The organism is Flavobacterium sp. UW10123 (genome assembly GCF_040538975.1).
Classification (GTDB): domain Bacteria; phylum Bacteroidota; class Bacteroidia; order Flavobacteriales; family Flavobacteriaceae; genus Flavobacterium.
In genome coordinates, this window is record NZ_JBEWQE010000001.1 from 1 (window position 1) to 23,876 (window position 23,876).

Here is a 23,876-nt window from a genome sequence, read left to right on the forward strand (position 1 = left end):
CTATTACAATCATGAAAGACCGCATCAGGGAATTGATGGAAAAAAGCCAATCGAAATGATAAATCCGTTACCGAAATAAGTAACTTTTACAGAAATGACAAACTTTACGGATGATCAATGGAATAAATTCCGTTGCTACCGATATTTAATTCCTACGGAATTTTGAAACTAACTCGCTTTTCTCAAATCCTTCTTTAATTCTTTCTCCGCAATTTTAAAAGCTAGTTTTTCTCGCCATACAGCATAACGCTCCCTAAAAATCACTTTTATACCGCTGTCTACAGCTCCATGCATAAATAAACTCCAAACGCTGGCAATTTTCCTAGAAACAGATTGATCCCATGCACGAAGTGTTAAAGAAAAAGAACCATCTATGTAACGCATCCAATGCCACATTCCTGTTGGCATAAACAACGTATCACCATGCTCAAGAAAAACTTCATAACCCTCTACTCCTTTCAAAGCAGGAAATTTTTCAAAATCGGGATTCGCAACATCATAATCTTCTAAGGCATAAGTGGTATTTGGAAGACAATACAATCTTTTTTTCCATTTATTATCAAATAATATAATATGTTTTCGTCCGCCAAAATGAGTGTGAAAAAGATGCGGCAAATCGATATCATAATGCAGAAAAGTAATCGCCTTTGAACCTCCAAAAAACATAGCTGGCATACTTTCTATAAAACCTCCCATTAATTCTTTAGGAACTTTCACATCGTCAATTAATTCAGGTCTGTGTTTGAAAAGATTGAAGAAAAAAATACGCAATTGTGTTGGTTCGCGTTTTATCAAATCCAGATATTCTCCAAATTTCATACTTGCTATAGAAGCGTTAATCACTTTTGCTGGATCTGCTTTTGAGTTGTCTACAAGTTTAACCTCTATATCTCCAGCAATCTGCTTGAAATACTCTGTTGACCATTTTTCTCTTGCTGGCCAATCCTTAGTGAGTCCCTTTATAATTAAAGGTTTTCTTTTGTCTAAATAATTCTTTTTGAAATCTTCTCTAGAAATAGACTCAACGGTATCGACAGATCTAAGATTAAAGCTCATATATTTAGCGATTTATGTTCTTGGTCTATCAAAAATATCTAATTATTTTGAGTCATCAAAATTTACAGTAAAATAACACAAAAGCAATATTACATTCCTGTTCGAATTGCTTCAACCGGATCTAAATTTGCCGCAGAAACCGCTGGCAGAATACCAGAAACTAAACCAATAAAGGCCGCTAAACTTGTTCCTAAAATTATATTGCCAAAACTCAAAACAAATTCAAAATCCAACAGTTTTGTCAAAATCAAAGCAATTCCCCAAACCATAAGAAGGCCAATAATTCCACCAATGACTGATAAAATAATGGCTTCAAACAAAAATTGGAATAAGATGAATTTATTTTTTGCTCCTAATGATTTTTGAATTCCGATAAGATTTGTTCTTTCTTTTACCGAAACAAACATAATATTAGCAATTCCGAAACCTCCAACTAAAAGAGAAAATCCGCTGATGATCCAGCCTACAAAATTCATCTGACCTAAAATTCCATCAATAAAATCAGTAAATCCAGAAAGCACATTAATAAAGAAATTATCCATTTCTCCAGCTTTCATTCCGCGGATTGCTCGAAGTTTCTGAGCAATTTCTGCTTTGTACGCATCCATGTCTACACCTTTTTCTGGCTTTAAAACTATAACCGGAGTCATCGAATCACTGTCTCCATACATTCTTCTTAAAAAATTTGCTGGAAGATAAACCGAAGTGTCATTACTGTCTCCAAAGAATCCGGCTCCTTGTTTAGCCATTACACCAATTACTGTAAATCGCTGTCCGTATAAGCGAATGTTTTTTCCGATTGGATCACTTGACCCAAAAAGTCCATCAGCTATATCATATCCTAAAACAATAACTGGAGATCCAGAGTTAGATTCAGATTCATTATAAAATCTTCCTTTATCAAAACTCAGTCCGTCAATATCGACCATTTCGCTTGACGACGGAATAATATTTACATCACTTACAGTTTTAGAATCGTATTTTAAACTTTCTCTGTTTACAAAAAGCTGATATGCTACTTGATCAGTATTATTCATTGAGTTCTTCAGTCCAATATACTCGTCGTATTTTACATTTGGAAACTGTTCTCTCTTCCATTGCGGAATTTCAGACGGTCCAAAGCAGTATTTCATTAAATAAATCGTATTTTTATCTAAACTGCTCAAATCTTTAGAGATTTTTTTGTCTAATGAGTCAACGGCAGCCAAAACAGCAATAATTGAAAAAATACCGATTGTTACGCCTAAGAGCGACAATAAAGTGCGTAATTTATTATTTCGCAAAGCATTGATGGCAAAGCTCAGACTTTCCTTTAATAATCTTAGATAAACAATCATATTTTTGTATTTTTCAATAAAGTAAAATTCAATAATTTAAATTCAAAAACCTAATAAAAGTTAACTTACTCATCAGTAGAATTTTTTAGCATTTTGTTACACTTATTTTCTTTAATATAATATATAAAAAAACTACTTTTGCAGTCTCAAAATCATAACTACACAATGAGCACAACAAAAAAAATACAATCGGCATTAATTTCTGTTTTTTCTAAAGATGGATTAGAACCAATTGTTAGAAAATTACACGAACAAAATGTAACACTTTATTCAACTGGAGGAACTGAAGATTTCATCAAAAACCTTGGTATTCCAGTAGTTCCTGTTGAAGATATTACTTCTTTCCCTGAAATTCTTGGCGGAAGAGTAAAAACTTTGCACCCAAAAATCTTTGGAGGAATTTTGAATCGTCAGGATAACGAAAGTGATGTTCAACAAATGAAGGAATTTGACATTCCTCAAATTGATTTGGTAATTGTTGATTTATATCCTTTTGAAAAAACGGTTGCTTCTGGAGCAAGTGAGCAAGATATTATCGAAAAAATTGATATCGGTGGTATTTCATTAATTCGTGCTGGTGCAAAAAATTTCAAAGACACTGTAATTGTAGCTTCGGTAAATGAGTACAGCTTACTTTTAGATTTGATTACAGAGCAAGATGGAGCAACAACTTTGGAGAACAGAAGATTGTTAGCTACTAAAGCATTCCATGTTTCATCTCATTATGACGGGGCTATTTTTAATTATTTCAATACAGACGAGACTATTTACAAAGAAAGTATTGCAAACGGTCAAATTTTAAGATACGGTGAAAACCCTCACCAAAAAGGATTCTTCTTTGGAGATTTTGACGCTATGTTCAACAAACTTCACGGAAAAGAATTATCATACAACAACTTGCTAGATGTTGATGCTGCAGTTAACCTAATTGCTGAATTTAAATCTGACGGACCAACATTTGCAATTTTAAAACATAATAACGCTTGCGGATTGGCTTCAAGAAAAACAATCAGCGAAGCTTATTTAGCAGCTTTAGCTTGCGATCCTACTTCAGCTTTTGGAGGAGTGTTAATTTCTAATACTAAAATTGATTTAGAAACAGCACAGGAAATCAACAAATTATTCTGCGAAGTGGTAATTGCTCCAGCTTATGATGATGAGGCAGTTACAGTTTTACAAGAGAAGAAAAACAGAATCATTTTGGCTCAAAATGAAGTTGAATTGCCAGCTCGTCAAGTTAGAACTTGTCTTAATGGTTTGTTAATTCAGGACAGAAATAATATTACGGATAATAAAGAGCATTTAAAAACCGTTACAATTACAGAACCTACTGCTCAAGAGATCGAAGATTTGATCTTTGCTTCTAAAATCTGCAAGAATACAAAATCAAACACTATTGTATTTGCTAAAAACGGAACATTGATTTCATCAGGTACAGGTCAGACTTCAAGAGTTGACGCTTTAATTCAAGCTGTTGACAAAGCAAAAGCTTTTGGATTTGATTTAAATGGAGCTTCGATGGCAAGTGATGCATTTTTCCCATTTCCGGATTGTGTAGAATTAGCTAAAAAAGCAGGAATAACTGCTGTAATTCAGCCAGGAGGTTCGATAAAAGACGAATTAAGTATAAATTATTGCAATGAAAATAATCTTGCGATGGTATTTACAGGAACTCGTCATTTTAAACATTAATTTGTTTAACTTTGTTCGATAAATAATTTATAACATTTTAAACCCCTAAAAAACTTATGGGATTTTTTGATTTCATGACCGAGGATATTGCGATAGACCTTGGAACCGCAAACACTTTAATCATTCATAATGATAAAGTTGTCATTGATAGTCCATCTATCGTTGCACGTGATAGAGTATCAGGCAAAATCATTGCTGTTGGTAAAGAAGCCAACATGATGCAAGGTAAAACACATGAAAACATCAAAACTATAAGGCCTTTGAAAGATGGTGTAATCGCTGATTTTGATGCTTCGGAAAAAATGATCAACATGTTCATTAAAAGTATTCCTGCATTGAAAAAAAGAATGTTTACCCCAGCTTTACGTATGGTTGTATGTATTCCTTCTGGTATTACTGAAGTGGAGATGAGAGCGGTGAAGGAATCTTGTGAGAGAGTAAACGGAAAAGAAGTTTACTTGATTCATGAACCAATGGCGGCGGCAATTGGTATTGGTATTGATATTATGCAACCAAAAGGAAACATGATTGTCGATATCGGAGGTGGTACAACAGAAATAGCTGTTATCGCTTTAGGCGGAATTGTTTGTGACAAATCTGTAAAAATTGCGGGCGACGTTTTCACAAACGATATCGTGTATTACATGCGTACACAGCACAACTTATTTGTTGGAGAAAGTACTGCTGAAAAAATTAAAATTCAAATTGGAGCGGCAATCGAAGATTTAGATGGCCCACCAGAAGATATGTCTGTCCAAGGTAGAGATTTGCTTACTGGTAAACCAAAACAAGTTGATGTTTCTTACCGTGAAATTGCAAAAGCATTAGACAAATCTATTCAGCGTATCGAGGATGCAGTAATGGAAACATTATCTCAGACTCCGCCTGAGTTAGCAGCAGATATCTACAACACTGGTATTTATTTAGCAGGTGGAGGATCTATGTTAAGAGGTCTTGACAAACGTATCTCTCAAAAAACAGATTTACCTGTTTATATTGCCGAAGATCCGTTAAGAGCTGTTGTTCGCGGTACAGGAATGGCTCTTAAGAACATTGCTAAATTTAAAAGTATCTTAATCAAATAAGATTCCAAATAATAATCAATTTACTTTTATAAGGGTCAAATTTTATTGTTTGACCCTTGTAAAAACTGAAACCTTTAAGCATATCCTGAAACAAAATAACCAGACAAGAAATGCAGCAAATATTTAATTTCCTTATAAGAAACAGTAATCGATTACTGTTTTTGCTGCTTTTAGGTATTTCGTTAGGACTCACGATTCAATCTCATTCTTACCACAGAAGCAAAATAATCAGTTCTGCAAATTTCTTAAGCGGAGGTGTTTATGAAAAAATCAATCGTGTTAATGAATACATGAATTTAAGAGCTGAAAACGACGAACTTGTACTTGAGAACGCAAGATTAAAAAGTCTTTTATTCAACAAAGAAGACACATCAAAATTACCTTTACCTGATACCATTAAAGGAGTAAAGCCTGCTGATATTATTGTATCAAAAGTAATTCATAACACATACAGCACACACGAAAACTTTCTTACTTTAAATTCTGGATCTAACGAAGGCGTAAAACCAGATATGGGAGTAATAAACAGTTTAGGAATTGTGGGCATCATAGATGATACATCTCCAAGATATTCTACTGTTGTGAGTATTTTGAACATGAAATCCAGAATTAATGCCAAGTTAAAAAAATCAAATCATTTTGGTTCTTTAACATGGGATGGAAAAAGCACAGGTTTTGTACAACTTAGAGATGTACCGAGACTTGCTTCAGTTAAAAAAGGAGACACTATTGTAACAGGAGGGCAATCTGTAATTTTCCCTGAAGGAATTAACATTGGAACTGTTGAAACAATTTACAAAGAAACTCAAACAAGTTTTTATGTTATAAAAGTTAAGTTATTTAACGACATGACTAACTTAGGGCACGTTTATATCATCAAGAGCAAGGACAGAGAGGAACTTATTAATTTAGAAAACAAAGAAAAAAATGAATAGCGCTCTGTTAGTCAATATTTTTCGATTTATTATGTTACTGGCAATTCAGGTTGTTATTTTTAACAATATGAATTTCTTAGGATATATAAGTCCTTTTCCGTATATCTTGTATATCATTCTTTACCCTGTAAATAGTAATAAAGCCGGATTAATTATTTCTAGCTTTTTCCTCGGATTAATAATGGATATGTTTTGTAACTCAGGAGGAATACACGCAACTGCTTGTGTTATCTTAGCTTATTATAGGCCGTACATTTTTAAATTTTCTTTTGGTCTAAGTTATGAGTATCAAACCATTAAACTAAATGAATCTTTAACACCAGAGCGATTTTCATTCATACTGGTTTCGGTTCTAATGCACCATATTGTATTGTTTGTTTTAGAAGCATTTCAATTCAAATTTATCTGGGACATTTTGCTCCGAACCTTATTTAGTTCTATCTTTACTATAATCACCTCAATAATAATAATTTATCTTATTAAGCCCAATAAACGATGAGAAAAGTCCTGCTGCCCACTATAATTATTATTGCAGCGTCTTTGCTACTGATTAGGATTTTTTACCTGCAGATTATTGATGATTCCTTTAAACTGAAATCAGAAAATAATGCGATAAAAAAAGTGTATGACTATCCTGAAAGAGGTTATATTTATGATCGTAACGGAAAACTTCTTGTTGCGAATCAGGCTTCTTATGACATCATGGTTATTCCGAGAGATATAAAAAAAGACCTTAATATTGGTGAGTTCTGTGCTCTTTTGAATATTACTGAAGAAGAATATCATAAACGCATTGAAAAAGCAAAAGTGTACAGCCCAAGGCTTCCTTCTGTTTTTTTATCTCAGCTGAATAAAAACGAATTTGCCGCTTTTCAGGAGAAAATTAGAAAATATGATGGTTTTTACTTCCAGAAAAGATCACTTCGTGATTATGAAGTAGATTATGGTGCAAATATTTTTGGTTTTATCACACAAGTTAACGAGAAATTTATTGCCAAGAATCCGTACTATAATAGTGGAGATTTACATGGAATGCAGGGTGTAGAACAAAGCTATGAAGAAATTTTACGCGGAATAAAAGGAGTAAAATACATTCAAAAAGATAAATACAACAGAGAAATAGGCCCTTATAAAGAAGGAAAATACGACACCATCGCCGTAGCTGGAGAAGACATTAATTTAACAATTGACGCTGAACTTCAGAAATATGGCGAAGAATTGATGATTAATAAGCGCGGAGGAATTGTGGCTATTGAACCTAAATCTGGAGAAATTCTAGCATTAGTTACCGCTCCTTCTTATGATCCAGGTATTTTAGTAGGACGTCAGAGATCTAAAAATTATACTCTTTTATATCACGATTCTATTGCAAAACCATTGTACGATAGAGGACTTTTAGCAGAATATCCTCCAGGTTCTCCATTCAAAATCTTGACCGGTTTAGTCGCACTTCAAGAAGGTGTTGTTAATGAGCAGACTACTTTTATGTGTCATCATGGATTTAGTTATGGTGGAGGCCGTTTTATGAAATGCCACGGTTTTGGACCACACCAACTACATAACGGAATTTATAATTCTTGCAATACTTATTTTGGACAAGCTTATATGCTTACCATCAACAAGTACAAAGACCCTGGCCATGCTGTTGATGTTTGGAGCAGTCACGTAAAAAGTTTTGGTCTAGGTCAGTTCATGGGTTATGATTTACCTACAGGTAAAAGAGGAAATATCCCGACTTCAAAAACCTATAAAAGAATTTACCCTAACGGAGGATGGAGAAGTTCAACTATTGTATCGAACGCAATTGGTCAAGGAGAGGTTTTAATGACGCCTATTCAATTGGCCAATATGATGGCTACTGTTGCAAATCAGGGTTATTATTATACGCCTCATATCATTAAAAAGATTGAAGGTGAAAAAATAGACGAAAAGTTTACCACGAAACACGTAACTACAATTGATCAAAAATATTTTCCTCCAGTTATAAGCGGACTTTTTGATGTTTACAACAAAGGTACAGCATACAGTCTTAGGGTAGAAGGAATCGATATTTGCGGAAAAACAGGTACTGCCGAGAACTTTGCCAAAATAAACGGTAAAAGAACACAGCTTAAAGACCACTCTATATTTGTTGCCTTTGCGCCAAAAGACAATCCGAAAATTGCTATTGCTGTTATGATTGAAAATGGAGGTTTTGGAGCAACAGTAGCGGGTCCGGTTGCTAGTTTAATGATTGAAAAATATCTAAGAAAGAAAATTACAAGAACCGATCTAGAAGTAAGAGTATTAAACAAAAGCTTACTTTCAGAATATGCTAAAGTAGGCGGAATAAGCGAGGCTCTTAAAATTGAATCTGTTCCAAAAGATTCTGCATTACAAGCTAAAATTATAAAGCCAAAAGTACCAGTTACAACAGCACCAAAAACTGAAGTTAAAAAAACAGCGGTAGACACAACTAAGAAAAACTAAGAAAGATTATTTCAAATGAAAAATCAAAGTGTAAAAAATAATATTGATTGGATAAGTGTCTTTATCTACATTGCGCTGGTAACTTTAGGTTGGCTTAATATTTACTCGTCTTCTTTATTATCTACCGATGGAACGTACCAAAAACAGCTGATTTTTATCTGCTGTACTATTCCATTGATATTTGTTGTGCTTTTTGTTGACGGAAAATTTTACGAAAAATATGCCAGTATCATCTTCGGAGTTTCCTTATTATCTCTTGCTGGATTATTCCTTTTCGGAAAAACCATAGCGGGACAGCGATGCTGGTATGCCATAGGAAGCTTCACTTTACAGCCATCTGAGTTTGCAAAAGCCGCCACTTCTTTGGCATTGGCCAAATACCTAAGCGACACACAAATCAATCTAAAAGAGACCAACAGACAAATTCAGGCTTTGGCCATTATGCTGTTACCCGTACTTTTGATCTTGCCACAGCCAGACCCTGGAAGTGCTTTAATTTATAGTGCGTTTATCCTTGTTTTATATAGAGAAGGATTGCCTTCTTGGTATGTATGGACGGCATTTATAACGATTATCCTGTTTGTTCTTACTTTAGTTTTAGAGCCATACGCTGTTATTGGAATGGCTTTTATCGTTTTAGCTATTATACATTTTAAAGGCAGGGTTGTTGATCGAAATATAATTTTAAGCGGTATTTTATTAGTTTTAATCTCTGGATTCGTTTTTTCTGTTGATTACGTATTTGATAACGTTTTTAAACAGCACCACAGAGACCGTTTTAATATTTTACTAGGTAAAACTGTAGATATGAAAGGTATTGGATACAATACCAACCAGTCTGAAATTGCCATTGGATCTGGTGGATGGATTGGAAAAGGTTTTCTTGAAGGAACACAAACAAAAGGAGGATTTGTACCTGAGCAACACACTGATTACATCTTTACCACTGTTGGCGAAGAATGGGGGTTTGCAGGTTCATTAGTCGTAATTTTACTTTTCACAGGTTTACTTCTTAGGGTTATTTATTTAGCAGAAAGACAAAAAACTAAATTCAGCCGGGTTTACGGATATTGCGTTGCTGCAATACTTTTTATACATTTCTTTGTAAACATTGCCATGGTGATTGGAATTTTCCCAACAATCGGAGTCCCTCTGCCTTTCTTTTCTTATGGAGGTTCTGGACTCTGGGGGTTCACTATCTTGCTGTTTATTTTCCTTAAAATGGATGCAAATAAAGTGAACGAATGGTAGGTAACTGTTTTAAATATTAAATTCCAATTAAAACATCTCTTTATTAAACAATAAATAAATTTCATCTAAAAGCTGCAATTAGATTTTAAGAACTAATTGCAGCTTTTTTTGATTTTATATATTTTAGCTCTGATGCTTCTTTTTACCTTCGAAGAGAATATATATAGATACGGTAAGGATATTTTTGATAAGCTTTAACACAAGCATAAAAAAAATCCGAAGTTAAAAACTTCGGATTTTTTATTATTCTTTACTTGACTATATCTGTTCGTTTGGGGTCTTTTTCAAAAGTTTTACTAGAACTGGAAAAGTTGAAATAATAATGATAATAATAATGATATATTCAATGTGTTTCTTTAAATCTATTCCTTGTTTTAAGAAAACGCCATATAAATAATGCCCTGCGAAGATCAATATAAACGACCAAAGGAAAGAACTCAGAACGTTATAAAACATGAACTTCTTTCTGTCCATCGAAACGATTCCAGCTACAATTGGAGCAAATGTTCTGAAAATTGGCAAGAAGCGCGCATAAATAATTGCCTTTCCTCCATATTTTTCAAAAAAGTCTTTTGATTGAAGCAGATACTTTTTCTTAAACCAAAATGTATCTTCTTTTTTAAACAAATAATAACCGCTTTTTGCACCAAACCAATAACCAGTCATATTACCTAAAACTCCCATTATAGCAACAGCTGTTGCAAGCAGAAATACATTTAGAAAGTCATTTGGAATATAGGCAACATTTTCAATTAGATCACGACTATAGATACCCGCTAAGAAAAGCAAACTATCTCCAGGCAGAAAAAAACCTGCAAAAAGTCCTGTCTCAGCAAAAACTATAAACAGAACGATAAACAACCCAATCTGAAAACCTCCGACGCTTAACGTAATATAAAATTCAGGGTTTAGTAACTGAGTCCATTCAAAATTATTCATAAATGTGATTGGTTATTTTTTATAGTTCGTGAAAGTAACAATAATTTACCTTAACCACAATAAAATGCGGTATTTTAAACATAAATTAACTATTAAAAAAAGCCCAAACTCATTGTTTAGGCTTCTTTAATTATTATTCTCTTACATACTTACAACAGCTGTGAAGATTATCATAATCTTCAGTTGTGGCTTTAACTTCCTTAGTATCATGACCTGCCTTTGCGATTGCTTTGTTCAAATCTGAAGGAGAACATTTTTCTTCATTTAAAATAACCGAAAGCTGATGTGAACCAACATCCCAACTTGCTGTTTTTACACCCGGAACGCCGTAAGCTGCTTTTTCAATTCGTTTCTTACATTGTTCACAATTTCCATTTACTTCTGTTGTATATTTTAAATTCTTGTTCTTTTTAGTTTGAGCCTGAGCTGAAAACCCTAGAAAAACCATCATTGCGATTAAAACTATTCTATTCATTGCATTTAATTTTATTGTTGTTGAAATTGTTATTTAATTTTAAATCTAAGTCCAGCATAATACATCTGTCCAAAAATTGGCGCGTATGCAATCGATGCATCAAAATTAGGTCCAAAAGGATCATTTGCTCCTAAAATTGCTTTTTCTTGTTTATAATTCCCAATATTTTCTCCTCCTATATATACTTCAAAAACTGGAGAAAAAACGCGGGTTACTTGTGCATTCATCACAGCAAATGCAGGTGAAAAATCAGGAAATTGATCTTCGGCAGGATTTGATGCCGTATAAGGCAATTGCTGTTTTCCAGACCAATTATAAGTAAAATCAAACTTCCATTGCTTGTCATTATTCATAGTCGTTTCGTATTCTAAATTTCCTAGAAAACGATGTTTAGCCTGAAGCGGACGCTGGAATGTTCCTCTCAAATAATCAGTTTGAATGTCATAATATTTATAAGCTGTTCTTAAGTTCAAATTGTGAATCAATTCATAATTGAACTCAACTTGAAGACTGTTTGCAAAAGAACTTCCTTTCAAATCGTAAAACAAAACTTGTTGCGGACTTTGCATAACGTCTACGATAGCCTGATTTTGGAAATCGGTTCTATATAGATCAAAACCTGCATCGGCATTTCTATTGAAAAGACGGAATTTCTGAGAAAAACTCACTCCATAATTCCATGCTATTTCTGGATTTAAACCATATATTTTTCCGTTAGAATCTAAAATCGAAAAAGTTCTTGAGCTAGCAAAAAGTTGCTGATTTTCTGCAAAAATATTAGCAGAACGTTTTCCTCTTCCCGCAGAAAAACGAACTACTCCATTCTTCCAAGGATTATATCTCATGTGCAATCTTGGCGTAACAAAAAGTCCTAATCGGTTATGGTTGTCAACTCTTCCGCCTAAGATCAAACTAAAATTGTCTGTATTATCATAAGTATATTCAAAGAAAGCACCAACTGAGTTATCAATTCTGCTTACATCTGTCAGGTTTACAAATTCCTGATATTGATCGTAAGTAAAATTCAGACCTGTTGAAAATTTATGCATCGTATTATTGATGATCGAATTGAAAATCAAGTTAGAATAAAAACTATTCTGTTTGATGTCGTATTGATTTAAACCATAATAAGAATCCTGCTTATGACTGTTAAATGCATTTTGAAAACCAATACTTTGGTATGGCATATCTTTAAATACATATCCGATTTTTGTCGAAACATCAAAACGTTCCGTATTAATCTCTGAGCCCCAATAATTGGTTGTTCCACGATCTCGATCTTTATCAAAATCCAACTCTCCGGTTTGTTTTTTATCATTCATATATCTGAAATTGATAAAACTCACCAAACCACTTTCTGGATTGTAATATTGGTAACGATTTAAAACATTGATTTGTTTTCCTAACGGATTATCTAGAAAACCATCTTTGTTCATATCGTTTTTCGCTACACGTGCATTTCCATGAACAAATAGGCTGGTTGCCCATTTGTCTGATAGTTTTTTATTGAAATGCGTATTTAATTCAAAACGAGAATCTGTTGACCCATAAGCATTCAGAAAGAATGGAATATCACTTAGAGGCTTTAAAAGTTCTGTATTAATCTGGCCCGAAATACTTTCATAACCGTTTATAACACTCCCCGCCCCTTTTGTAATTTGAACGCTTTCAATCCAAGTTCCTGGTGTAAACGACAATCCATAAGCTTGAGACGCTCCTCTAACGGAAGGAATATTTTCTTCTGTAATCATTAAATATGGGCTCGTCAGACCTAGCATTTTGATTTGCTTAGTTCCCGTTAAGGCATCAGAAAAATTGACATCGATTGATGGATTGGTTTCAAAACTCTCAGCCAGATTACAACAAGCTGCTTTAAGTAATTCTTTGCTAGTAATTACAGATGTATTGGCTGTTACGGTAAAGGATTTTTTAATCCCTTTTTGCTTTTTAGTGATTTTTACTTCTTGCAGATCTTCTTGTGAAAAAGCAGAAAAAGAAAGCAAAATCATTGCAAAAAGCATTATGTTTTTTTGCATAAAAAATTGATTTTAATGTTGAAATAGAATTACATTTCCGTTTTTGCGTAAAGCAAAAGACAGCAAAAATGTAAACGCAAAGTCTTAATTAAGACTTGCAGTGCATCTTAACATTAAAATCAGGAATAGAAAATATACTGATGGTATAATTTAAATAAGGGTGGAGCATTCGCATCAGCGTAATACGAAAGAACTTCTTTCTTTTTAAAATTTGGAATTTCTAAAAAGACTATAGGTTTATAATCTTGTATAACTGCTGGGAAAGCAAATTGAAAAAAGAAGAATTTGATAGTAGCATTGTCTGATTTCTTTTCGAAATGAACAACTTTGTCTTTACAACAAGAGTTTTCCTTCTCTTTAGAACCACAACATTTCTTTTCAACAACAGGTTCTGCTGTAGTTTTTAAAGAAACCGAAGCAATTTCTCCGCCACAATAATGTACGTCAAAAGCAAACCCTATATTGGAAACCAATAAAAGGAGCGCCAAAAATAGACCTGTACACTTTTTCAAATTCATATTGCAAAGCTATTTAAAAACTGCCGATAAAAAACTAAAACAAATGTTATTTTTTTGATTTTTCAAGCTGATAATAGAATCCTGGAATGAACAACAGTACTAAAATAGGCTGAATCAAAAATCGACGCACATAAAAAAGAAGCCAGCTACTATCTGGAAAATACTCGAGAATGACGTAAAAAGCTATTAAAAACAAAACTAAAAATAAGCCGTATATAAACAAACTGAATTTAAAAATGTCTCGATCCTGAAACAAAACGAAGATCAGCCAAAGTGACAAAACCGAATTTAAAAAATAACGAAAAAAAAGCCCTGCAAAAAGCTGTAAGGTTTCAACTTGAGGATATGGTATTGAATGAAAATCGGCATTGAAATATGCTAGAAAAGGATCATAAAACAATTTTGTTTCAAATGTCCTGATCAAAGCAAAACCCATTACAACAACAATTGCAACAAAGATTGTTAATTTATTTTCTTTTAATTTATTTAGCATACTTTGAAAATCTATTAATCCAGAAAACCCATAAAATAAAAACATATCCATAAATCATCAATGGAAAGAAAATATCATGCAGGAAATGGGTATATCGCGGAAAATGATACATAAGTACAATCAAAAGCGTGATCCTAATAATATTCAAAATATAAATAGATATAAGTCCCAATATTATAAATAGCGATGTCTTTTTTAAATTCCCCGAAAAAGCACTCACAAACGACACAAACAATATCATTACACTTACAGCATTACAACCTTCGGTAATGCGTGCTATAAATCTACCCTTCAAGATTATCTCCTGCCATGGATTTTGAGAGCTTTTTTGAATGATTACATCATAATTTAAGAACTTTAACAACTGTTCTGAATTTTGACCAGAAATCATTGTTATGGCGTCAAGATCTTGTAATTGATAGCTATTTAAATAAAACTTATAAAGTATCGTAAGGACAATATAGGTCAGAAAAAAAATGCTTATAAAAATTAGGAATGGCTTAAACTGGATTAAATATTTTTTCAAGAGATTTTTTTTTCAAATTTATATATTTTTTGAGTTCAGCTTTAAATACTTTTGTATAAAATTTTATATCATGACATTTCAAGAATTACAACCACAGATAAGCAGTATTATTACTGATAATCAAAAAAATAGAGACGAAAAATTATTAGCAGTTTGCAAACTTTTAAACGAAAATGTAGAATATTACAATTGGGTTGGATTTTATTTTGCTAATCACGACGCTAAAACTTTACATTTAGGACCTTATGTTGGTGCAGAGACTGACCATACTGTTATTCCTTTTGGAAAAGGAATTTGCGGGCAAGTTGCCGAAAGCAATGCTAATTTTGTAGTACCCGACGTAAAAGCTCAAGACAATTATATTGCCTGCAGTTTAACTGTGAAATCAGAAATTGTAGTCCCTCTATTTGTTAATGGAGTAAACATTGGTCAGATTGACATTGACAGCCACGTAATTGATCCGTTTACAGAAGCCGACGAAAGATTTTTAGAGTTTGTTAATCAAGAAGTTGCTAAATTATTTTAGAAGAACTATTTTTAAGATAAAAAATAGCACTGAATGAGAAGAATCCTGCTCTTTTTCCTTCTGATAATCTCAGTTCATCTGTCTGCACAAATTAATATGGTTTCTAAAAAAATCTTTTTAGACTCCTTAAATCATGAATGCGCTCCAGAAAATTATGCCTATACAAGAGTAATTACCAATTATTCTCAGAAAAGCATACGCTACGTTGTAACTGATTTCTACAAAAACGGAAGAAAGAAAATGACAGGATCAACCTTGGATCGAGATATTTTAAAAAAAGACGGAGAGTTTATTTACTACTATAAAAATGGAGCAAAAGAGTCTGTTATAAATTATTCTGAAGATCATAAAACAGGCAAAGAGATTAGCTGGTACGAAAATCAGAATAAAAAATGTGAAAAACAGAATGTCTGGGATCCGAAGACAAAAAAACTTCAGACTTTGGTTCTTAATTGTTGGAACGAAAATAAAAATCAGACTGTATTAGATGGCAATGGTGAGTTTGAAGAAACTGATACATTTATAAGACAAAAAGGCATTCTTAAAAACGGATTGAAACAAGGTGTTTGGGAAGGAAGCGATAGTTTACGAAAGATTGCGTTTGTTGACAATTACGATCGAGGAATTTTAATTTCGGGAGTAAGCATAGATGAAGACAATGTCAAATTTTCTTATTCTTCCTTAAGCGAAAAACAATCTGGTAAAAAAATCAGAAACTAAAACATAGAAAAACGACTTAATTTAAGCAGAAAAAACGGGCGTAAATATTTAAAAACAAATTTCTTATATTCATTTTTTAGATTCTTCTATTTTTTTTTGATTTTTCTGTTTTTTTAATCTAATTTTGCACCCGTCTTACAAAAGTTGTATTGACATACATAAAAATCATTAAATAATATTGGAATGTATTTAACTAAAGAAAAGAAAGAAGAAATCTTCGCACAACACGGTGGTGCAACAAACACTGGAAGCGCAGAAGGACAAATCGCGTTGTTCACTTACAGAATCTCTCACTTAACTGAACACTTGAAAAAAAATCGTCACGATTACAACACTGAGCGTTCTCTTGTACTATTAGTAGGTAAAAGAAGAGCTTTGTTGGACTACTTGAAAAAGAAAGATATCAACAGATATCGTGAGATTATCAAAGTATTGAATATCAGAAAATAATCAATATAGAAAAGAGGTGCGAAAGTGCCTCTTTTTGTTTTTACATTACAGCTATTTATAATAAGCAAATTACAAGAAAAAAAGTTTGGTTTTTCATTGGGTTTTAGATAACAACAACTACACACAACAACAACTACAACACAACTAAAACCCATTGTATAATCAAAAAGGAAAAATTTATGATTCCACAAGTTTCACAAGAAATTATCGATTTAGGAGATGGAAGAAGCATCTCAATCGAAACTGGTAAATTAGCAAAACAAGCCGATGGTTCAGTTGTTGTACGTTTAGGAAACTGTATGCTTTTAGCAACTGCAGTTTCTGCAAGAACATCTAACCCAGGTGTTGACTTTTTACCATTAACGGTAGATTACCGTGAAAAATTTGCTGCTGCAGGACGTTTCCCTGGAGGATTTTTCAAAAGAGAAGCAAGACCAAGCGACAGTGAGGTATTAACAATGAGATTAGTAGACCGTGTTTTGCGTCCGCTTTTCCCAGACGACTACCATGCTGAAACTCAGGTTATGATTCAATTAATGTCTCACGATGATAATGTTATGCCAGACGCCTTAGCTGGTTTAGCAGCATCTGCAGCATTAGCTGTTTCTGACATTCCATTTTATAACTTAATTTCTGAAGTACGTGTTGCACGTATCGACGGAAAATTAGTAATCAACCCAAGCAGAGAAGAATTAGAAAAATCTGATATCGACATGATGATTGGAGCTTCTATGGATTCTGTGGCAATGGTTGAAGGTGAGATGAAAGAAATTTCAGAAGCTGAAATGGTTGAAGCAATTAAATTTGCTCACGAAGCTATTAAAGTTCAAATTCTTGCTCAACAAAAATTAAGAGCAAAATTAAACTCTCAAGAATACAGAACTTACGAAGGTGAAGTTGAAGACGAAGCTGTTTACGCAAAAGTAAAAGCTGCAGCTTACGATAAATGCTACGCAATTGCTCAAGAAGCTTCTGGAAAAGCTGAAAGAGGTGAAAAATTTGCAACTGTAAAAGAAGAAGCAAAAGCTTTATTTACTGAAGAAGAATATGCTGAAAATGCAGATCTTGCAGGTTTAGTTGGAAAATACTTCTACAAAACAAACAAAGAAGCGGTTCGTAACGTAATTCTTGAAAAAGGAATTCGTCTAGATGGTAGAAAAACTACAGAAATTAGACCAATCTGGTGCGAAACTGATTATTTACCTTCTGTACATGGATCTTCTTTATTTACACGTGGAGAAACTCAAGCTTTGGCTACAGTAACTTTAGGAACTTCTAAAGAAGCTAACCAAATCGATTCTCCATCTGAGCAAGGTGAAGAGAAATTCTACTTACACTATAACTTCCCTCCTTTCTCTACTGGTGAAGCAAAACCATTAAGAGGAACTTCAAGAAGAGAGGTTGGTCACGGTAATTTAGCTCAAAGAGCTCTTAAAAATATGATTCCTGCAGATTGTCCTTATACAATCCGTATTGTTTCTGAGGTTTTAGAATCTAATGGTTCTTCTTCTATGGCAACAGTTTGTGCCGGAACAATGGCTCTGATGGATGCTGGAGTTCAAATGACAAAACCAGTTTCTGGTATCGCTATGGGATTAATTACTGATGGTGAGAAATTTGCCGTATTGTCTGACATCTTAGGAGACGAAGACCACTTAGGAGATATGGACTTTAAAGTAACTGGAACTGCTGACGGTATTACTGCTTGCCAAATGGATATCAAAATCGAAGGATTGCGTTATGATATTATGGAACAAGCTTTGGCACAAGCTCGTGATGGACGTTTGCATATTTTAGGAAAATTAACTGAAACTATTGCAGCGCCAAGAGCAGAAGTTAAAGCTCATGCACCAAAAATCATTACTAGAACTATCCCAGGAAACTTTATTGGAGCATTGATCGGGCCAGGAGGAAAAGTAATTCAAGAATTACAGAAAGCTACAGGAACTACTATCGTAATCAACGAAGTAGACGAGCAAGGAGTAGTTGAAATATTAGGAACTAATCCAGACGGCATCAAAGCTGTATTAGCTAAAATCGATGCATTAACTTTCAAACCACAAGTTGGGGAGGCTTACGAAGTTAAAGTAATAAAAATGCTTGATTTTGGAGCTGTAGTAGAATATACTGCTGCACCAGGAAACGAAGTATTGCTTCACGTATCTGAGTTAGCTTGGGAACGCACAGAAAATGTTGCTGACGTAGTTAAAATGGGAGATGTTTTCCAAGTAAAATACTTAGGAGTTGACCCTAAAACTAAAAAAGAAAAAGTGTCTAAAAAAGCACTTGTTCCAAGACCTCCACGCGAGGATAAAAAAGAGTAATCAGATCTTAGTTTACTAAAGGTTTATTTATAGAAAACCCCGTTTCATGATTATGAAACGGGGTTTTTCGATTTTTACATTTACTTCAAGTCTAAAAATCATACAGTTAAAACACTAAGCTACAACGTTTTCAAGAAACACATTATTGATTAAATAGTGTTGTTGGTTTAAAAATCAATGTTGTTGGTTTAATTTATTTTTTAACAAAACCTCATTAACATAGTTTTATATGGAAAATAGCCACACAAAAACTAAAATATTGATGAGAAAGGATATTGAAAGGTTAAGAATTAAAACAATACTATTTATTATTATCTCTTTTAAATTCAAACTAGACTGCAAAAATCTATCATTGAAGAATACAAATTACTCAACAGTAATTTTCATCCTGCTATTACTTTCAATTAACAGTTTTTCTCAAACTAATGCAAAAAAGGAAGTTTCTAATTATTTTGACAAAGCAATTGGCAAAGAAATTTTAAACATCAATAATGGCAAAATTCATATTGATCCTTACAATTTAAAAAACAGCCACAACTATTATTTAAACAAAAACTTTGTTAACGGATCTGTTTTTTATGACAATCAATTATACGAAAACGTCTTAATAAAGTACGACACATACAAAGATGAGCTTGTTAAATCATTTGAGAATAATAACGCATTTGCAATAACTCTCATAAACGAAAGAACAGATTATTTTTTGATTGAAAATAAAAAATTTGTCAATATTGACAATAAGTATAAATATCCGAAAATCATCACTGGCTTTTTTGAGGAAAAATATTTAGGAAAAAATATCTCTCTTTATATTAAACCCATTAAAACAGCAAAAGAAATTATTATTGAAAATAATTTGTATAGAGAATTCAAAGAATACAATAACTACCAACTTCTTTATAATTCAAAATTTACATCTGTAAACACACAAAAAGAAATTCTCACGATATTTCCTCAACTAAAAAAAGAAATAAAAGAGTATTACAAAAAAAATAAAATCCCAGAAGAAACAGACCCATACCGGTTCAAAGCAGATTTAATAAAATTTATTGATAACAATTTATAAGCTCTATTCCAAAATCTAAATGAAAAAATACTTTATCTTCTGTTTATTTTTGTTATCGCCAATCTTTCTTTTTTCTCAGGAAAAAAATATTTCTATAGAATACTCAAATGTAACACGAAAAAAAGCTATTGAAATACTCGAAAAAAATACTTCTTTCCATTTTTATTTTAAAGATCAATGGCTATCAAATAATGAGCTTATTTCTGGTGAATTCAAGAACACCTCTATTTCTGTTGTTTTAGATGCTATTTTTGTTAACACAACCATAAATTATATTATTGATAACAACAATATTATTCTAAGCAATGGTCTTTTAATCTCAAACATTATAACTGAAAGTTATTTTGAGAACACTGACGATAAAAGTGGTATTAAGGCCACTAATTCACAAATTGTCCCTATTTACAATAAGCAATACTTAAATGATTCTAAGAAAGATTCGGACTCTATTATTTCTCTTGGAAAACAATCTTTAATAAATGCCTCTCAGACCTATACCCTATCAGGCTACATTAAAGACAGAGTTTCAGGAAAACCAGAATATAATATCACCATTAAGGTAAAAGACAAAGACATAAGCACAACAACTGATGCAAATGGTTATTACAGCTTTAGAGTTCCCGCAGGTATTAACATAATCGAGACACAATCCATCAGTCATCAGCCAAAAACAAAAAAAATTGTACTTTACAACAATGGAAAAGTTGATTTTAATTTAGACGAAAACGTAAATGCACTTAAAGAAGTTGTCATCGAAAACAAAAAAACAAGAACTATAACCTCAGCAGTTGCGGGCCTCACAAGTATTGATGTCGAAAATATCAAAAATGTACCTTTAATTTTAGGCGAAAGAGACATTTTCAAAGTTGCCACAACTCTTCCAGGAATAAAAACGGCAGGAGAAGGCTCTGCAGGCTTTAATGTCCGAGGAGGAAAAGACGATCAAAACTTATTTTTATTAGACAACGCTTCTTTATACAATCCATCTCACTTTTTAGGTTTCTTTTCTTCTGTAAATCCATTTACTACCAAAACAGCCGATATCTACAAAGGAAGTATTCCTGCTGAATTTGGAGGGCGCCTTTCTTCTGTTTTTGATATTAAATCTAAAAGCGGAAATACGGAAAAAGTTTCTGGCGAAGCTGGCATTGGTCCTGTAATGAGTAATGTTACACTTGAAATTCCGGTAGTAAAAGGAAAATCAAGCTTGGTATTTGGCGGTAGAGCAAGCTATTCTGATTGGATTCTAAAAACTATCAAAGAGCCTGAATTAGACAATAGTCAAGCTTCTTTTTATGATGTGCTTTTAAAATACAACCACAAAATTACGCAAAAAGACGAATTAGAAACCTCTGTATATTATAGTCATGACAAGTACAGTATCAATTCAGATTCCATCTACAAATACAGCAACTTATTGGCAACCTTAAAATGGGATCATGATTTCAATGCAAAAAACAAATCTTCATTAATTATTACCAATAGTCAGTATAAATTCAACATCGACTACGATTCTCAACCTGAAAAATCATTTGATTATGGTTATAAAATCAATGAAACTCAGTTTGTTTTTAAAATGAAATACAATCTGAATGAAAAGCATTTGTTTAATTATGGCATTAGTAGCAAAATATACAATGTTAATCCGGGTTTTCTGAAACCAACAGGTGACAACTCTCTAATTAAAGATATTACACTTGAAAAGGAAAAAGCTTTAGAGTCGGCTTTGTTTTTTACCGAAAATTACAAAGTCAATGATAAACTTTTACTTAATGTCGGTTTACGTTATTCTTTTTATTCTGCACTTGGTCCTTCTGCGCAAAACATTTATCCGGATGATCGTCCTAAATCTGACAGAACTGTAATCGATACCAAAACCTACGCCAACAATGAGTCCATAAAAACTTATGGTGGTTTTGAACCTAGAGTTTCTGCTCGTTATTTTATACTTCCTGACTTATCCGTAAAAGCAAGTTTTGACAGAACATATCAATATATGCATTTACTGTCGACGAATACCACGCAATCTCCAATGGATGTATGGAAACTTTCGGATTTAAATACTGAGCCACAATCTTCTAATCAATTCTCATTGGGACTTTTCAAAAATATAATTGACAAATCGTTAGAACTAAGCGTCGAGGGTTATTATAAACGTTCTAAAAATATTTTAGACTATAAAGTCGGCGCTGAATTATTTTTGAACCAAAACATAGAAACTGAACTTCTTCAGGGAGAAGGAAAAGCCTATGGTGTTGAATTTTTAATCAAGAAAGAAAAAGGAAGTTTTAATGGCTGGTTAAGCTATACTTATTCGAGAGCCCTTATAAAACTTGACAGTAGATTTGATGCTGAAAAAATAAATAACGGAGATTATTTTCCTACGAATTATGACAAACCGCATGATTTTAGTGCTATTTTAAACTATAAATTCACAAAGAGATACAGCTTGTCAACCAATTTTGTTTATCAAACCGGAAGACCAGTCACTTTTCCAATTGGATCTTATGATTTAACAGGCGAGCAATTTACTTTATATAGCAATCGCAACCAATATAGGATTCCAGATTATTATAGGTTAGATATTGGTCTCAATTTTGAAGGAAATCACAAGATAAAAAAACTCGCCCATAGTTTCTGGAATCTTTCAGTCTACAATGTTCTTGGGAGAAACAACCCTTATAATGTTTATTTTGTTACTGAAGACAGAAAAATCAAGGCTTATAAAACATCTATTTTTTCTGTTCCGATTCCGACAATAACATATAACATTAAATTTTAATTCATTTACCAGATCCATATGAATTTATCAATAATCAAAAAAACGACATTGACCTTTTTTGCATTTGCTGTTTTGTCAAGTTGTACGGAACAATATGTATATCAAAATCAAGATTTTGAAGATGCTCTGACTGTTGAAGCCACATTAACGAATGAATTAAAATTTCAGGAAATAAATATTTCACGAACAAGACCTGTTAATGACACAGTAAAAATAATCGAATCTGGAGCTAATGTTACTGTTGTTGATAGCGATGGGAAGGTATTTAATTTTGATGAAAAAGACGGAAAATATATTTCTGCAAATGAATTTAAAGCTGAACCAAATAAAACCTATCAATTAAAAATAACAACAAGTTCTGGAAAATCATATGTTTCTTCAACGGAAGCTTTGCCTACACAAAATACTATTGATCTAGAAACAACAATTGCAGACAAAGACGGTGTTAGAGGCGTTCAGGTTAACGTGAAAAGTTTTGATCCTACAAATACTTCCAAATATTATCGCTATGAATATGACGAAACTTATAAAATAATATCTCGATATTCCATCGATGAGCGAATCAAATTAGTACAACAAAACGGCCATTACATCTACCAAAAAGTTCCTGTCGAAACAAACATTAAAGTTTGCTATACAACCAAACACTCTACAGGAATAAGACAGGCTAGCACTGTTGATTTAGCAGAAGATCGGGTAAAATATGCTGTTCGTTTCATTAGTGACACCGATTATATGCTAACAAATCGATACAGTATTTTGGTTTCTCAATTTACACAGAATCAATCTGCATATGATTATTATTATAAATCAAAAAAAATAATTGATTCAGGAGAATTATTGTCTCCAAATCAGCCTGGATATATTGTCGGAAACATAAAATCGACAACAGATTTGCATGAAAAAGTTGCTGGTTATTTTGAAGTTGCATCTGTCTCTAAAAAAAGAATCTTTTTTAGTTTCAAAGATTTTTTTCCTTCAGAAAAGCCAATCGAGTATTTCACAACTTGCGATGCCAGATTTTATGGCTTTGATGAAATACAAAGTAATAATTATGACATACTTAAAACACATGAATATATTGGAGATGGTCCTGGAATGACACCTACAGGATTCTACATGGTTGAAAAAGTATGCGGCGATTGTACATCATTTTCTTCTAACGTAATACCTTCATTTTGGGAAAATTAAACATA

At 32.8% G+C, this 23,876-nt stretch carries 21 protein-coding genes; 13 read left to right on the forward strand and 8 right to left on the reverse strand.

Features of this window, described 5'->3' with window-relative positions:
* Positions 1-168: 168 nt before the first annotated feature.
* The gene (locus tag ABXT06_RS00005; RefSeq protein ID WP_354588915.1) at positions 169-1,056 is read right to left on the reverse strand and encodes a cupin-like domain-containing protein; all 888 of its coding nucleotides are present in this window, start codon (positions 1,054-1,056) and stop codon (positions 169-171) included.
* An 89-nt stretch (positions 1,057-1,145) separates the two neighbouring features.
* On the reverse strand, positions 1,146-2,393 hold the full coding sequence (locus tag ABXT06_RS00010) for an ABC transporter permease (RefSeq protein WP_354588916.1): 1,248 nt from the start codon (positions 2,391-2,393) through the stop codon (positions 1,146-1,148).
* A 165-nt stretch (positions 2,394-2,558) separates the two neighbouring features.
* Between ABXT06_RS00010 and purH the strand changes: the two genes are divergently transcribed.
* The 6 genes from purH (at position 2,559) to rodA (ending at position 9,825) form a co-directional block, all read left to right on the forward strand.
* Entirely contained in the window at positions 2,559-4,085 is a 1,527-nt protein-coding gene (gene purH / locus ABXT06_RS00015) for a bifunctional phosphoribosylaminoimidazolecarboxamide formyltransferase/IMP cyclohydrolase (RefSeq protein WP_354588917.1), read from the forward strand.
* Between the two features lie 56 nt (positions 4,086-4,141).
* Positions 4,142-5,170: a rod shape-determining protein gene (locus tag ABXT06_RS00020; RefSeq protein ID WP_008466528.1), complete on the forward strand. Its 1,029-nt coding sequence runs from the start codon at positions 4,142-4,144 to the stop codon at positions 5,168-5,170.
* 110 nt (positions 5,171-5,280) lie between these two features.
* Positions 5,281-6,105 (forward strand): rod shape-determining protein MreC, encoded by an 825-nt coding sequence (gene mreC, locus ABXT06_RS00025; protein ID WP_111426075.1) that lies wholly within the window; start codon positions 5,281-5,283, stop codon positions 6,103-6,105.
* Entirely contained in the window at positions 6,098-6,604 is a 507-nt protein-coding gene (locus tag ABXT06_RS00030; protein WP_125723313.1) for a rod shape-determining protein MreD, read from the forward strand. The genes mreC and ABXT06_RS00030 overlap by 8 nt, the downstream gene beginning before the upstream one ends.
* Complete coding sequence (gene mrdA / locus ABXT06_RS00035; protein ID WP_354588918.1) at positions 6,601-8,574, forward strand: penicillin-binding protein 2; 1,974 nt, start codon at positions 6,601-6,603, stop codon at positions 8,572-8,574. The genes ABXT06_RS00030 and mrdA overlap by 4 nt, the downstream gene beginning before the upstream one ends.
* A gap of 15 nt (positions 8,575-8,589) precedes the next feature.
* A complete protein-coding gene (rodA, locus tag ABXT06_RS00040) occupies positions 8,590-9,825 on the forward strand; it encodes a rod shape-determining protein RodA (RefSeq protein WP_354588919.1) in 1,236 nt (411 codons plus the stop codon).
* 258 nt (positions 9,826-10,083) lie between these two features.
* On the opposite strand, the gene ABXT06_RS00045 is transcribed toward rodA, so the two are convergent.
* The 6 genes from ABXT06_RS00045 to xrtF all read right to left on the reverse strand — a co-directional run bounded on the left by ABXT06_RS00045 (position 10,084) and on the right by xrtF (position 14,812).
* A complete protein-coding gene (locus tag ABXT06_RS00045) occupies positions 10,084-10,764 on the reverse strand; it encodes a DedA family protein (protein WP_354588920.1) in 681 nt (226 codons plus the stop codon).
* Positions 10,765-10,897: 133 nt separating this feature from the next.
* Positions 10,898-11,239 carry a heavy-metal-associated domain-containing protein gene (locus tag ABXT06_RS00050; RefSeq protein ID WP_354588921.1) on the reverse strand — a complete coding sequence of 114 codons (342 nt, stop codon included), beginning with the start codon at positions 11,237-11,239 and terminating at the stop codon, positions 10,898-10,900.
* Between the two features lie 29 nt (positions 11,240-11,268).
* On the reverse strand, positions 11,269-13,275 hold the full coding sequence (locus tag ABXT06_RS00055) for a TonB-dependent receptor plug domain-containing protein (protein ID WP_354588922.1): 2,007 nt from the start codon (positions 13,273-13,275) through the stop codon (positions 11,269-11,271).
* A gap of 119 nt (positions 13,276-13,394) precedes the next feature.
* Positions 13,395-13,793: an HYC_CC_PP family protein gene (locus ABXT06_RS00060; protein ID WP_354588923.1), complete on the reverse strand. Its 399-nt coding sequence runs from the start codon at positions 13,791-13,793 to the stop codon at positions 13,395-13,397.
* 46 nt (positions 13,794-13,839) lie between these two features.
* Positions 13,840-14,286 carry an exosortase F system-associated membrane protein gene (locus tag ABXT06_RS00065; RefSeq protein WP_502909018.1) on the reverse strand — a complete coding sequence of 149 codons (447 nt, stop codon included), beginning with the start codon at positions 14,284-14,286 and terminating at the stop codon, positions 13,840-13,842.
* Positions 14,276-14,812 (reverse strand): exosortase family protein XrtF, encoded by a 537-nt coding sequence (xrtF, locus tag ABXT06_RS00070; RefSeq protein ID WP_354588925.1) that lies wholly within the window; start codon positions 14,810-14,812, stop codon positions 14,276-14,278. The genes ABXT06_RS00065 and xrtF overlap by 11 nt, the downstream gene beginning before the upstream one ends.
* Before the next feature lie 70 nt (positions 14,813-14,882).
* Between xrtF and ABXT06_RS00075 the strand changes: the two genes are divergently transcribed.
* From ABXT06_RS00075 to ABXT06_RS00105, 7 genes are all read left to right on the forward strand, one after another.
* Entirely contained in the window at positions 14,883-15,338 is a 456-nt protein-coding gene (locus tag ABXT06_RS00075; protein ID WP_354588926.1) for an XrtF-associated fRMsr-like GAF protein, read from the forward strand.
* A gap of 33 nt (positions 15,339-15,371) precedes the next feature.
* Positions 15,372-16,058: a toxin-antitoxin system YwqK family antitoxin gene (locus tag ABXT06_RS00080; RefSeq protein WP_354588927.1), complete on the forward strand. Its 687-nt coding sequence runs from the start codon at positions 15,372-15,374 to the stop codon at positions 16,056-16,058.
* 183 nt (positions 16,059-16,241) lie between these two features.
* Complete coding sequence (gene rpsO / locus ABXT06_RS00085; protein WP_008466503.1) at positions 16,242-16,508, forward strand: 30S ribosomal protein S15; 267 nt, start codon at positions 16,242-16,244, stop codon at positions 16,506-16,508.
* A 179-nt stretch (positions 16,509-16,687) separates the two neighbouring features.
* On the forward strand, positions 16,688-18,832 hold the full coding sequence (locus ABXT06_RS00090; RefSeq protein ID WP_354588928.1) for a polyribonucleotide nucleotidyltransferase: 2,145 nt from the start codon (positions 16,688-16,690) through the stop codon (positions 18,830-18,832).
* Between the two features lie 352 nt (positions 18,833-19,184).
* Positions 19,185-19,898 carry a hypothetical protein gene (locus ABXT06_RS00095; protein WP_354588929.1) on the forward strand — a complete coding sequence of 238 codons (714 nt, stop codon included), beginning with the start codon at positions 19,185-19,187 and terminating at the stop codon, positions 19,896-19,898.
* Positions 19,899-19,917: 19 nt separating this feature from the next.
* The gene (locus ABXT06_RS00100) at positions 19,918-22,680 is read left to right on the forward strand and encodes a TonB-dependent receptor (protein WP_354588930.1); all 2,763 of its coding nucleotides are present in this window, start codon (positions 19,918-19,920) and stop codon (positions 22,678-22,680) included.
* Positions 22,681-22,698: 18 nt separating this feature from the next.
* Positions 22,699-23,871 (forward strand): DUF4249 domain-containing protein, encoded by a 1,173-nt coding sequence (locus ABXT06_RS00105; RefSeq protein WP_354588931.1) that lies wholly within the window; start codon positions 22,699-22,701, stop codon positions 23,869-23,871.
* Positions 23,872-23,876: the final 5 nt, after the last annotated feature.

Coding starts and splice junctions, on each gene's coding strand:
- ABXT06_RS00090 (WP_354588928.1), top strand. CDS start 16,688: ATGATTCCACAAGTTTCACAAGAAATTATCGATTTAGGAGATGGAAGA.
- rodA (WP_354588919.1), top strand. CDS start 8,590: ATGAAAAATCAAAGTGTAAAAAATAATATTGATTGGATAAGTGTCTTT.
- mrdA (WP_354588918.1), top strand. CDS start 6,601: ATGAGAAAAGTCCTGCTGCCCACTATAATTATTATTGCAGCGTCTTTG.
- ABXT06_RS00055 (WP_354588922.1), bottom strand. CDS start 13,275: ATGCAAAAAAACATAATGCTTTTTGCAATGATTTTGCTTTCTTTTTCT.
- ABXT06_RS00005 (WP_354588915.1), bottom strand. CDS start 1,056: ATGAGCTTTAATCTTAGATCTGTCGATACCGTTGAGTCTATTTCTAGA.
- ABXT06_RS00105 (WP_354588931.1), top strand. CDS start 22,699: ATGAATTTATCAATAATCAAAAAAACGACATTGACCTTTTTTGCATTT.
- ABXT06_RS00045 (WP_354588920.1), bottom strand. CDS start 10,764: ATGAATAATTTTGAATGGACTCAGTTACTAAACCCTGAATTTTATATT.
- purH (WP_354588917.1), top strand. CDS start 2,559: ATGAGCACAACAAAAAAAATACAATCGGCATTAATTTCTGTTTTTTCT.
- ABXT06_RS00100 (WP_354588930.1), top strand. CDS start 19,918: ATGAAAAAATACTTTATCTTCTGTTTATTTTTGTTATCGCCAATCTTT.
- ABXT06_RS00065 (WP_502909018.1), bottom strand. CDS start 14,286: ATGCTAAATAAATTAAAAGAAAATAAATTAACAATCTTTGTTGCAATT.
- ABXT06_RS00010 (WP_354588916.1), bottom strand. CDS start 2,393: ATGATTGTTTATCTAAGATTATTAAAGGAAAGTCTGAGCTTTGCCATC.
- ABXT06_RS00030 (WP_125723313.1), top strand. CDS start 6,098: ATGAATAGCGCTCTGTTAGTCAATATTTTTCGATTTATTATGTTACTG.
- ABXT06_RS00080 (WP_354588927.1), top strand. CDS start 15,372: ATGAGAAGAATCCTGCTCTTTTTCCTTCTGATAATCTCAGTTCATCTG.
- ABXT06_RS00050 (WP_354588921.1), bottom strand. CDS start 11,239: ATGAATAGAATAGTTTTAATCGCAATGATGGTTTTTCTAGGGTTTTCA.
- ABXT06_RS00075 (WP_354588926.1), top strand. CDS start 14,883: ATGACATTTCAAGAATTACAACCACAGATAAGCAGTATTATTACTGAT.
- rpsO (WP_008466503.1), top strand. CDS start 16,242: ATGTATTTAACTAAAGAAAAGAAAGAAGAAATCTTCGCACAACACGGT.
- ABXT06_RS00020 (WP_008466528.1), top strand. CDS start 4,142: ATGGGATTTTTTGATTTCATGACCGAGGATATTGCGATAGACCTTGGA.
- mreC (WP_111426075.1), top strand. CDS start 5,281: ATGCAGCAAATATTTAATTTCCTTATAAGAAACAGTAATCGATTACTG.
- ABXT06_RS00060 (WP_354588923.1), bottom strand. CDS start 13,793: ATGAATTTGAAAAAGTGTACAGGTCTATTTTTGGCGCTCCTTTTATTG.